The organism is Kineothrix sp. IPX-CK (genome assembly GCF_039134705.1).
In the GTDB taxonomy this organism is placed as follows: domain Bacteria; phylum Bacillota; class Clostridia; order Lachnospirales; family Lachnospiraceae; genus Kineothrix; species Kineothrix sedimenti.
The window spans coordinates 3354042-3365652 of the sequence record NZ_CP146256.1; the positions used below are offsets into that span (position 1 = coordinate 3354042).

General features: G+C 38.8%; 17 protein-coding genes. All 17 read right to left on the reverse strand.

Annotation, left to right across the window (positions count from 1 at the left end; translation table 11 throughout):
- Nucleotides 1-10 precede the first annotated feature (10 nt).
- Nucleotides 11-1495, reverse strand: a complete 1485-nt coding sequence (gene istA, locus V6984_RS16040; protein WP_342756614.1) for an IS21 family transposase — start codon at nucleotides 1493-1495, stop codon at nucleotides 11-13.
- Nucleotides 1496-1796: 301 nt separating this feature from the next.
- Nucleotides 1797-1940: a hypothetical protein gene (locus tag V6984_RS16045; RefSeq protein WP_342756615.1), complete on the reverse strand. Its 144-nt coding sequence runs from the start codon at nucleotides 1938-1940 to the stop codon at nucleotides 1797-1799.
- 174 nt (nucleotides 1941-2114) lie between these two features.
- Entirely contained in the window at nucleotides 2115-2606 is a 492-nt protein-coding gene (locus V6984_RS16050; protein ID WP_342756616.1) for a pyridoxamine 5'-phosphate oxidase family protein, read from the reverse strand.
- A gap of 184 nt (nucleotides 2607-2790) precedes the next feature.
- Nucleotides 2791-3300: a hypothetical protein gene (locus V6984_RS16055; RefSeq protein WP_342756617.1), complete on the reverse strand. Its 510-nt coding sequence runs from the start codon at nucleotides 3298-3300 to the stop codon at nucleotides 2791-2793.
- Between the two features lie 99 nt (nucleotides 3301-3399).
- On the reverse strand, nucleotides 3400-4149 hold the full coding sequence (locus V6984_RS16060) for an alpha/beta hydrolase (protein ID WP_342756618.1): 750 nt from the start codon (nucleotides 4147-4149) through the stop codon (nucleotides 3400-3402).
- A 191-nt stretch (nucleotides 4150-4340) separates the two neighbouring features.
- On the reverse strand, nucleotides 4341-4646 hold the full coding sequence (locus V6984_RS22355; protein ID WP_425324212.1) for a helix-turn-helix domain-containing protein: 306 nt from the start codon (nucleotides 4644-4646) through the stop codon (nucleotides 4341-4343).
- A complete protein-coding gene (locus V6984_RS16065) occupies nucleotides 4643-4840 on the reverse strand; it encodes a hypothetical protein (protein ID WP_342756619.1) in 198 nt (65 codons plus the stop codon). The genes V6984_RS22355 and V6984_RS16065 overlap by 4 nt, the downstream gene beginning before the upstream one ends.
- A gap of 532 nt (nucleotides 4841-5372) precedes the next feature.
- A complete protein-coding gene (locus tag V6984_RS16070; RefSeq protein WP_342756620.1) occupies nucleotides 5373-6260 on the reverse strand; it encodes an EFR1 family ferrodoxin in 888 nt (295 codons plus the stop codon).
- Nucleotides 6260-6598, reverse strand: a complete 339-nt coding sequence (locus V6984_RS16075) for a flavodoxin domain-containing protein (RefSeq protein ID WP_342756621.1) — start codon at nucleotides 6596-6598, stop codon at nucleotides 6260-6262. The genes V6984_RS16070 and V6984_RS16075 overlap by 1 nt, the downstream gene beginning before the upstream one ends.
- A 29-nt stretch (nucleotides 6599-6627) precedes the next feature.
- A complete protein-coding gene (locus tag V6984_RS16080; RefSeq protein WP_342756622.1) occupies nucleotides 6628-6786 on the reverse strand; it encodes a hypothetical protein in 159 nt (52 codons plus the stop codon).
- Nucleotides 6783-7070, reverse strand: coding sequence for a hypothetical protein (locus V6984_RS16085; protein WP_342756623.1), 288 nt, complete (start codon nucleotides 7068-7070; stop codon nucleotides 6783-6785). The genes V6984_RS16080 and V6984_RS16085 overlap by 4 nt, the downstream gene beginning before the upstream one ends.
- 192 nt (nucleotides 7071-7262) lie before the next feature.
- The gene (locus tag V6984_RS16090) at nucleotides 7263-7700 is read right to left on the reverse strand and encodes a hypothetical protein (protein ID WP_342756624.1); all 438 of its coding nucleotides are present in this window, start codon (nucleotides 7698-7700) and stop codon (nucleotides 7263-7265) included.
- 333 nt (nucleotides 7701-8033) lie between these two features.
- Complete coding sequence (locus V6984_RS16095) at nucleotides 8034-8885, reverse strand: DUF2268 domain-containing putative Zn-dependent protease (protein ID WP_342756625.1); 852 nt, start codon at nucleotides 8883-8885, stop codon at nucleotides 8034-8036.
- Nucleotides 8886-8925: 40 nt separating this feature from the next.
- Nucleotides 8926-9339 carry an ester cyclase gene (locus V6984_RS16100; RefSeq protein WP_342756626.1) on the reverse strand — a complete coding sequence of 138 codons (414 nt, stop codon included), beginning with the start codon at nucleotides 9337-9339 and terminating at the stop codon, nucleotides 8926-8928.
- A 164-nt stretch (nucleotides 9340-9503) separates the two neighbouring features.
- Nucleotides 9504-10100, reverse strand: coding sequence for a hypothetical protein (locus V6984_RS16105; protein WP_342756627.1), 597 nt, complete (start codon nucleotides 10098-10100; stop codon nucleotides 9504-9506).
- A 292-nt stretch (nucleotides 10101-10392) separates the two neighbouring features.
- Entirely contained in the window at nucleotides 10393-10527 is a 135-nt protein-coding gene (locus V6984_RS16110) for a hypothetical protein (RefSeq protein ID WP_342756628.1), read from the reverse strand.
- Between the two features lie 114 nt (nucleotides 10528-10641).
- Complete coding sequence (locus V6984_RS16115; RefSeq protein ID WP_342756629.1) at nucleotides 10642-11610, reverse strand: aminoglycoside phosphotransferase family protein; 969 nt, start codon at nucleotides 11608-11610, stop codon at nucleotides 10642-10644.
- Nucleotide 11611: the final 1 nt, after the last annotated feature.

Below are 11611 nucleotides of genomic sequence, written 5' to 3' on the forward strand. Positions count from 1 at the left end.
AATTCTCACCTTACTTATAGAAGCCCTTTCCTCGGATGTTTTCGTGTTCAGGAAGAACTCCTGGACTAATCGGATTGCTTTGCATTCGACTTAATACCTGCTTAAATGTTTTGTAACGGCAGGAGTTCATTTGAATACACTGACGTGCTGTTTCTTCTACGATTCCATGCGGCATTTCTTTTACCGTATGAAGAAGCCCAGCACACGCATTATAGGCTTGTTCCTCGTGTTTAGAAGCTTTCAGTAGCCTATCAATGCATTCTTCCATGTTAGGTCCGAATACTGAAGCCCAGCGCCTATAGTAAGCACCATCCTTTTCATTGACTTCCTTGTAGTAAAGGTGTTCCGGTCTCATATGACTATCTTCTGTGATGTATTTGGGAAAGTCCTTGTAAGACCGTTTGTGTTTGCAGATCAATCTGTTGTATCCATCGCAGATACGGATTTCTGATGCTGTTGCCTTTATAATTGCAGGTTTTCCACAATGGGTATACACTACTGAATAGTAGTGATCGTCATACTCGATGTGGTAATTATCAGGAATTCTTGTGACTGTTTTGTAATCGCATACCGTGAAGCATCCGCCTGGCAGTGGTTTCATACACGGTTTGTCGTACTTTACAAATGCGTCGGCTCTTGAGTAATTCTTGTTTTGAAATTTCCTAGAGTTGAGGGTCGCTACTATTTTTTGTATGTCAGCGTTCAACTCTTCCAAAGAGATATAAATGTTCTCTTTGAGTTTTTCTACAAGATGGGTTTCAAGATAGCGCACGTGATTCTCCACGGTAGGTTTCCCTTTCGGTTTTCGAGGCGGTGGAGGGAGTACGATCGTATCGTAGAAATCTTCCAGATCAGAATAAGCAGACTGTAAAATCAGCTCATCCTTGGTATGCTTTGTAACAGCAGCTTTTAAATTGTCAGGAACAAGATACTTAGGTATCCCTTCATAGAATTGAAGTGCATGAACCGTTCCTGTCGAGAAGCTTTGCAACTTTTCATCTAAGAATGCTTCCGCATAGATATAGCTGCTAAGTCCCATCGTGGTTACGAATAAATGTACCTTCCGTATTTCGCCGGTTTCTGGATCCATTAATAGCTCTGGTTGGTCACCGACCCAATCGATGTACATTTTTTCTCCGGGAACGCGTTCCACTGCCATCTTGACATCACGCTTTCCAAAGTTTTGTTCTACGAAGCGGTTATAAAGTTCGTAGAACTGGGATTGTTCGTATCCATCAGGATGTTCCTGTTTGTATTCCATCCAACAGTAAGATACATTCACCTTACTTCCTTTGGAATGAATACGATTGAAATAGTGCTGGAATTCTGGTAGTTGGATGTCTTTGCGTTGTAGGTTCTCGGGTGGATAAAACAGCATCTCAACCTCAGGTGGTTCCATGGATTTTAGTTGCTCCAGGGCGAAACCCGAAGCATTGTAACGTTTTAGAATAAGCTGCACCGTTCCGGAGCCGATATGATATCGGTCTTGGATCACACTGATTGAGCACTTATTCTGGCGCATTTGAATCACGCAAATAATAGTGTTGTAGTCTTGCATTTGCATGCCTCCTTTCGTAGTTTGTTTTATGACTACGAAAGAACTATAACACGTTGAAAATATTTATGCAGTTAAAGCGGAAAGGCGTGCAGAACCGGTCGGAAGTGCCATGCAGTTGCTATCGGAATCGGCATGCAGATTGACCGGAATATGCAAAACAATTTCTTAAAAAATGACTACCTTTCATGACAAGACATCCATTATTGCTTTTCGTTCCTATTCTCCCGTTAATATGGAGTTAGTCCTCATATAGATTCCCGCTATTCTCTTTATTTAGCGTACAGGACAGTTCAATCATTAAGGACTTAGTCAAAGCGCCGACTACAGGACGATGCTTCGTCCCTTTAGGGACAATCACAAATTCCCCTGCGTTGACTTTCATTTTCTGCTCCTCGGTTTCTAAAAAAAGCCGCCCTCAATGAAGTGAACCTCATTTAACAGCCCTATTTTTTTGTAGACATATAGTTCCGAATTCTTATTAACTTCATCGCTTAAATTAACCACTTGCATAAATGTACCTTCATATTTTAAATGAAATTACATCGGGTATTGCGCGTTATGCCTTTCTTGATGTATCAACGAAAAGCTGCTTTTTATACTTGCAGGTTCTGAATTTGCCCCCAATCCAAAAGGTTGCCTCTAATGTTGTGAATTTCAATAATTTGAATTTAGGGTCTGCGATGCCCTTACTAAAGAACCGTCGGTCAGATTCTGACCATAGCTTTTCTTTCAGCGCTTGATCCTCGACAAACTCGACTTCTCCAACCAAAGTGACACTATCAGTGCCTTTGAAATAGCACATGGAAGCTTTCGGATTCTCTTCAAAGTGCGTTGCTTTTCCATGAAGCTGGGAACGCTTTGAGGTAATAAAATACACTTCCCGAAAGCCATTGTCGGCGGCCTTTGTAACAGCGCAGGTTCGAGGATAGCCACTTTCATTTACCGAAGTCAGTGTGGCGGTCTGAATCTCTTTAAGCAGAAAATCTGCTTTATTTTCAATATCTGCTATTCTTTCTTTTTGAATCTCTGATGCTTTCATAAATCTCATCTCACTTTCTTTTCTTCCATTGGCATTAGCAGATCAAACTAAAACCTATCCCTTTGAGAAGGAGGAGGATAGACTCGGTTAACATAGTTCAGCTCCTCTTACAGCCAGCCAAACATATTGCCCGAATCCCCATTACCGTCATAATCATATTTATTGCTGCCGCTTAACCAGTTGGCAAGCCAACTCATGCTTCATGCTTTATTAAGTAATCATGTTCTTCTCTAATAAGTATTTTAATTTCATTTATATCTTCTGCTGTAATATTAGGTATAACAAGCGCTTTCGCTCCGCAGCAAGATCCGTTTTCTCCATTGGAATAAGAATATTCATAACGTGGGGGTCTGACTCCGTCCGAACGAAAAATGCAGTTGCCATCCTCGCAATGCGGGAACAGCTTGCCCATATTATTTTCAATATAATCTCTAACGATATTTGAAAATTTCTCCGAATATCCTTTGCAAGCTGAGAATCGTAAAGCAAAGTATGGGGAATGATCCTTAGTCCAAGTCAGACCCATCTTTGCCATTTCTTTATTATGTAAATCATGCTTAAACACTATATAAGAGCGTTGCTTCCGAGGATAATAACCAAGTTCCGATAAACACATTGCAATTGCTTGATATAATAAACACAGTTCATGATCCAGCGTATCCAAAAATGAATCCAACAGCTCTTGTTGCTTTTTAGTTTTCATATCGATCACTTCCTTCCAGGATACTTATCCTGTCACAGCTCTATACTGCAAGAATTTTCTCTTTTATAGTTTGGATAAAGCCATTCTTATTCTTTCCATTTATAGAATTCGCTCCAGTTCATGTCCCGCGCCCTCGAATATATTGTACTTGTGCGGAATATGCAATGAATCCAAGTATAAATGCAAAATCTCATTATCACAAAACAATATATCAGCCGTTCCGATATGCATATTTATATCCAAGCTGCCGCGAATCTTTTTTGCATTTTGTCTTATCAAGCACAAAATATTGCCTTCGTCAAAATATCTTTCTTCTCTCATCATATCTGCATACAGTTCGCTGGCCTTCTTCGGATCTGTCCCCACAGTACCAGAGCCTTTGTGATAATAATGGTGATATGTCCCTGCGTAAGCAGTTACCGAAGAAAATAATTCAGGATATTTAATGGCATAATTAAACGCCATACCGCCGCCCATCGAAAAACCGGAAATTGACCTACCGCTGTGTGCTGATATCGTTTTGTATTCTCTTTCAATATGTGGCATTAACTCGTTAATAAACATGAACTCAATAGGCAATTTCTCGTATTTTTCGATTACCGGGGAATTGTTTGGGAACACGGTAATTTCCTGTTTGCCTTTATATATTTTTTCCATCGCCCACACTTCGGATGATTCATTGCCGGTCCATCCATGCAAATGATATGAAACCGGGAATTTTTCGCCATTCTCATTGTAATCTGGCGGTAAATAAATATTATAGCCAATATCGCGTGCCATTAACTGGCTGTAATATGTTTTATGTATTACATTTTCCGGTGACTCAGTTGGTGAATTTATGAACTTCATTTTCTACCCCTTTTAGCAAAAAGTCATATGCTTTACACAGTTTGCTTTGATAATCATAATTAATACGTATATCAACCATGCACGCCAATCTGTCTGAATTGCATATTTTCCGACTCTATAAATTTTTACAGTAATATTTTATCACTGCTTCATTATTGTGTATTGCAAAAAAGCGACATAAAATTATACCTTCAATAAATTTTCTTCCTAGCCTCTAAAGGTGTCATAGTGTGATAACTCTTAAAAGAAGTTATTAAATGTGCTTGGTCGGTATAACCGTATTTGAGTACAGCTTCCTGCACATAAAAATGCTTTTGAAAAACAATATCATGCCATAGGTTTTGATAGCGCACGAGGTTGGACGTTTTCTTAATGGTAGTACCTATGTGTTCCTGAAAGAGGCGTTCAAGCTGTCTCTGACTAGTGCAAGAGTAAGCGCAGGCGTCTTTTACACAAGATGAGCCCCGATTTTTCAACATATAGTACAGTGCGTTCATAACGCGACTGTTTTGCTTGGATGCAGATGATAATCAGAATAAGAATGAATGCTCCAAAAGTAAAATCGTATTGCAAAACGCGAGATAACATCTGTTGTTTGCACAGGAATAAATGTAAAAGCCGTTTCATCCATGCCGCATAATTTACCGTTCACAGTACCAGTTGTGTGGTTAATATCAAAGATAACATCCATAGCAGGTATCTGGAATGACTAGTGTGCTGGCACGCTGGCAGAAGTTCAGAATTTGTTTTCTCCTGTGAAACCCCTGCTGTTCCCCAATAATTCGCGATATAAGGTTTTAGAGGATCGCAGGGCATATACCCAAACGATTTTGTACCTGTATTATCGTTTTTAAGTTGCTCATGCATGGTCTCCTCCCTTATGCAGATTATAAAGTACGATACGATGTCAAAGTCAATCCCTTTGTGCTTTCTGAAAGCATATTTATCAGCTATACTCAGCTGGAGCAGTTAACTCAATATGATTTCCTTCACTATCTTCGAATTCACATACTAAGTTCTGTCCAATTAAAGTAATAGGAAAAACAACTTTCAACCCGCATAGTTTCCGATGTAATGTTTCAACATCCTCAACCTCAATACTCGGCAGACAGTTATTTCCGAGACGATGTGATTCATACTTTTTTCAAAAAAATCCTCATAAAAAGCAATTGGACGTTCCATATCAAAAACACATAAATAAAGCGAATGTATATTACAATTAATCATTTGTGCTTATCCTCCAAAGACAATAGATATTTCTTAACTCCCAACCAGAAGAACCCCACTTTTAAATCTTTGATAGATGTCTGAGGGTTCTGTGAAAACTTTTCTGTGATATCCTTTAAACAATATCCTTCTTGGATGACAACAAATTTCATAGTTCCCGGGTGTAAGGCTTTGCTCGGACATCCATAAATGCATTTTAGGCAAAAATGACATTGGTCACCAAAGGCTGGCTTTCCATTCGACATCGTGATATTACCAGCAGGGCAATGCCCTGCACACCAGCCGCAATTGGTACAGTGCCCCAACACCTTTATCCGTTTACCCCAATAGTGTCCTCCTGATGTTTCCAGCTTTCCCATCACCGAAAAAAATCTGTCAATCCATAACGGTTCGCCTTTTTTACAGACACCTGACAGCAAATCGCACGAGATCTGCTCGACCGCTATTGGTAGTGTCTGCATCAGCAGATAGGGCAAAGGGCTGGGGGCAGATGCAACCCAATTAGAGGGCATAACAATCATTCTATCATAGATGACACGATAGCCTTTCTTCGTCAGCCGTTTGATACTGCCCACCCGGCAGGCTGTATTGGGACAAACCTCCCCGGCTCCAGAAACAGAAATGACTGCTGCAGAGATGTGGTTTACAGCATCCAAGCTGTCAATCCACCGATAAACTGGCTCCGGAGCATTAAAGGCATGGACCGGGAACAGTAGAAGTAGCAGGTCATGGTCACTTTGGTTTACACTCATTCCGTCGGTGATCTTTTCAATGGTACATATACAACGCTTTTCTTCCAATCGACTTTGAAAGCTCTTTGCCGCCAGCTCGGTTCCTCCGGTGCCGGAATAATAGGCAATCTTTATATGAGAATATGTTTTCATTATATATTTACCTTATCCTTTAAAGTGACTGCCTGAACCAGCCGGTCTACATGCTCTGATAAAATCCAATCCTCATTTTTAGGCGAAGCGAAAGGCGGGATACCTCCAAGGGATTCTATGTAAATTGCTCTGTCAATCAGGTCTTGGGGTATGTTTTTCTCAACAACCTTTTGGAATGTATCCGGGTAAGCGTTGCATAAGAAAACAGCTGTTTTCTTCATAAGAAGCGCCTGCGTGTTATTTTCAATGAAGCTTTTCATTGACTTATAGATCTTTCCCATTCTTACGCCGGAGCCTATAATGACCATATCATAGCTTCCAATGTCCGGCACTTGCATTGATAAATCGCAAAGGGAGCAATCTTTAATTAGAGCGGATAGTATTTCTGCACAATCCCGCAGTTCACATGGAAATCAAAAGAGCTGGGGGTGCTGATGCTGTTAGCCCTCAACCATAGCCCACATATCATGGTGGATAACAGAAGCAACATTGTGATAACTGCACTGATGATAGTTACTGTTTTCATATCTCTACGCTTTTTTCATTACTGCCAATTAAGTTGTTTATCAGCTTATCTATAAAGCGACTTTGCTGTCCCTGATCGGACAAATCAATACCACTGTACATATAAAACGTAGCGGAATTTCTGATAGGGCATAAAACTCTTTGAGCATTGCTTTTAATTTGGGGGTGGGTGATAAATCTGTATGGCTGTCGGACAGTTATCTTCTCTACATCCTCTGTTTCCTCCAGTAGTTCTTTTGCCATATCAATAATCAACTGTTGAGTATCTTGCTCCTTAGAATTCATATTTTATACCATCCCAACTGAACTATAATTGAACATGTTCAGTATAAAATATTTGCATACAATTGTCAAATGTTCTACGGATAACTCTTATGTATACGCTTACGGTCTCGTGCTATTAAAGTTGATTCAAAACTTCCTTTAGCAATTATTTGTTAAGCATTAAGAAATGGGACATAAATTTTAATAGTGCAATTATTGAATCGGTTTTTGGGGCCAAATTCCTTTATTTTTGATAATATACAAACTTGTTAACACCAGTGACGCAGCAATCAGGATATGAAGAACAATATGGTACAGGTCAGGAATATAACGGCTTTCTGAATAAAAAAGCTTTATAGATTCACTAAAATAGCGCATTTTTTCCTCTCCACCGCCGACAATAGTATACCATTCATGAAAAATAAATTGCGTAATCAGCCAAAGTGCTTGCCAACCTACTAAGATGTATTTCCCTATATGCTCTTTAAAGATAAACAGAATCAATGTAACAGCAAATATGAACATAAATATGCCGTCATCTTTCCAAGAACGAGTGACTAAATATGTATCTTCAAAATACACACCTACCATATCTAAAAAGAACCAGCCCAGCAGTAAGATATTTACACATACACAATACTTTTTCTTCATAAAACTATCCCTTCTTTATCTTATAGAATCATCCGTCGCTTTTGCAGTTCCAATTAGAACTTGTCTATGTTTAAAGCAAATGACCTTAATTATCACCAAATGAAAGCAAATATTTTTCAACTCCCAACCAGGAGAAAACCACCTTTAAATCATTAACAGCTACCCGCATAGGTAGGTATTCCATTTATCTTTATCAATCCGCTGATAAAGCTCCGATGTGTGGAAAATATGAACTGGAAACAGCAAGAGCATCAGGTCATGGTCGCTTTGGTTTCGATTCATTACGCTGGTGATCTTTTCAATCGTGCTTACCCATCCCTCTTTGCCGTTCAATTATAATGGAACTTGATATCCACTCCCCTCATATATGTCAAATGGACGCATCTCAACCAACTTTCTAAACGTAATATCAGGGTTTTTAATTAAAAACTTTTGAACAATTCTAAACCCTACGGTATATCCCGCACACCATGGTATCTGGGATTTTTTATCTCCAAACATATATTTGGAATAATCTACATTCTGTTTCAATATTATTTTAGAATAGTGTCTTTTCCAAAGAATCTGTTCAGAGCTTTCGGATAGATCAAACAGCCATTTTGGCTTTAGTTGGGGATAGAAAGACAATGCAAAGCTATCTGCCTCCCCGTCAATCAGTAACGAATTGATAAATTGAATATCTAACTCACCACCGTGCAATGCATACCAGTAATTCCCCCAAACAGTGTGATGATATTCATGTGCGAAAACATAGGGTATCCAGTCCTTAAAGTCATTTGCTAAAGGATTAATATTTATCAACATATTTCCAAAGGTAGAGGCACCTACGACACCGTTTTGGAGTTCCTTTATGGATGAATTATCGTCAGATAGAGGATATATAGCTACATATATAGGATCGTCATCATAATTTGGAAGGGCTAAAGCAATTTTAATAAATTCATCTTTAAGCTTAGTGAGATTAATTTTATTCAATAGTTCAATCTGCTTTTTAAGTGTGGGGATGTTTGTAACGGGCTTTGGCTTTCTGTCAGTTAAATCGTATGGGGCGTATTGACACAAGGTTTCCCAGTAAGGATCTATTGCATATTTATCCCACAGGATCTCCACACTGTCTACTTTACTTTCTACGTCTGCGATATAACCATCAAGGTTTTTGTATACGGGGATAATACTAATATCCATGTTCTCCTCCTGTTTCTGGACAGACAAGTAATCAGAATTTTTATAGAGACGGACAAATAATTCCGGCTTCAAACAAAGCTTCAAACGTATTCACTGCTCCACCGTGTTCCACGATTTTTCCATCTATTACTTTATCAATATCCACTCCGGTAATGCATAACTTTTTGCCGGAAGGTTTCATCCCCAGCCATTCTCCTTTATGAGTTCCTTCCATAATAAATTCGGAGATAATATAGTCGCCATCGCAGTATTGGCGTGTAATAATCATTTTTAAATCGGGATAAGTTTTCCTTACATCAATCATGTGTTGCTGCATACCTGCTACCCCAACCGGTATCGTTTTATCCCCTAATCGAATAGCGCAATCGTCGGACACATAGTCAGCGACTTTTTCAACTATATGATTAGTAGTTATATGCTCATAAAAATATTTTACTTTTTCCTTATGATCCATCCCGTTTCTCCTTTGATTTTTATATAAAAGTTTTACTTCTAATCCCTACATACCAAATATACAGTTGTACCTTAATGTCTCATTGCAAGATGACCGCAGTATGATTCAGCCATTCAAACAACCATATGTATCAAATGACTTTGTTCTCCTTATCTATAAAATGCTTAATTGTCACGCAATAGCCTATATGGACTTGTGTCACCTGAATCAGACCACTTTAAATAAAACTCATTCAAAATAGAATTAATTTGTTGGATGGAAAGTTTGTTATTCTCTTTAAGAGCGTCATTAGCAGAGGTCATTTTATTAGCAGTATCTTTCAAATCATTTTGCAACATTTTAATATAAGTCATTTCATCATCAGAAACTACGTCATCATTTGAAACGCTATAAATAGTTGCTCCATTCAATTCTGAACTATATCCATACATTAAAGTATCTGCAATCAAATCAAATGATATTATGCCGGGATAAAACAACAATTCGTCGACATAAATTGAATAATTTAAAATTGTCTGATCTAATTTTCTTAATTTAACACTTGCATATTCTAACCTGTATAATTTCTTTTCCACGGATCCCTCTTTTTGGTCAGTAATAAAAAGCTCCAAATCTCTTGAAATATTTTCCATCTCAAAGTAAATATGGTTTATAAGCAGCTGCCTATTCTTGTCTCGCTCGACAAAAACTTTAATATTAAACGTAATGGAAACGACTAAAACTAAGGCCACTACTATTACAAACACCTTATTTTTTAACATGATCCTGCCCCCTTATATGAATGCTATTTGCATGTCTTATAGCCCAACAGCGAAGCACCGAATTAAAATAGCACCTCAAAATCGTACAATATCACCTGCTAAAAACAATAAGAACTTCTCGTCTGTTACGCCTATCCAGACTGTCAAAAAACTTGAGCCAAAATACCACTTTGTCGGCGTCCTCTGCTATGCCTCCATCATTTTTAGAGAGGCGTTATGTACATTATGAAGCTCTTTCACCATACAATGTCCTCCAAACATGAGTGCTACAAAACAGCGTCTTAAAGAATAGCTACTTTTCAGTCTGTTCTGTCATAAGCTCCCACCGCATGCCGAATTTATCAACGAGTGAAACAAAGCTGCTGCTGTAGGCGGTGCTTTGCATTGTTTTCAGCAATATCAGCATTAGGGTTAACATCTTTTTCACTCAACATGACTTTAACTTGAGCGCCAAAAACTTCTTTGTATAGTTGAACAGCTTGCTTACATTATCCACGAAAATGAAGATTGGGCGTAATCTGCAACACGTTTTCTCCCCTCCTTAACGAGATGATGTTTTCAATAGTTCTGTATATTTCTCACGCAATAATGCTGTCGCCCAATGATAGGAATCTGCCGTTTCGTATCCTCGGTAAACATGTTCCTGTGCCATAATCATGAGCAAATAGAGATCATACCAAAGGATTCTTTGTTTTTCTTCTTCTGTAAACTTCTCAATTCCGTATCCTCTTAAAAAGTCAGCCGATTGGGCATAGGACCGGAATCCAACTTCCATAAGCGGATCTCCCCACAGGCAACGCTCCCAATCAATTAAGCCTGTCATCTTTTCATCTTCAATAAAAATATTGCCATCCCATATGTCCCAATGAACCAACTGCGGTGTAAGCACATTCGAGAATATTCTTCTGTCCATTTGTAGCCGCTCGAATAGTTCTTCCACAGAGATTGTAAGGTCTATGCTTTCTTTTTCGGCATCCAGTATTATGGCTTTTATCATTGCGGTAAAAACATCAAACCAGTTTTTGCCTTGCAGTGCCTTTTGACTGGGGTAACCAAAGCTATCATTGGTTATTTGGTTAATCTCTTTATTCAGGGAACCCACCAAATAATAAATATGGCTTACCTGCTCTGAGGTCAGCAAAGATTTTTGAGAAGATAGGCTTTTGCCGTTTATTTTGTTCATAAAAAAATAGGGAGAGCTGCAAAGTGTACAGGATGGATCATAAAACTCGATTTCCGGCAATGGAACCCTGGTTTTCTGTGCTGCTAACTGCATGGAACGCACTTCCGCTTCCATGATATTCTGCTCATAGGTCATGACCGTTACTTTAGGGTCAGGTGCTATCTTCAGGACGCTTTTTGTCCCATCTTCAAAAGAAACCTCGTAAGCTATATTAAAATAGCCTTCTGTCAGCTCATGCAGATTTTCAAGCTTTCTTTCCGGAAATGCATGGTGGGTCAGCTTCATGAGTGTTGATTCGCTTTGAATATTTTTTGTTAAGTATGCCATT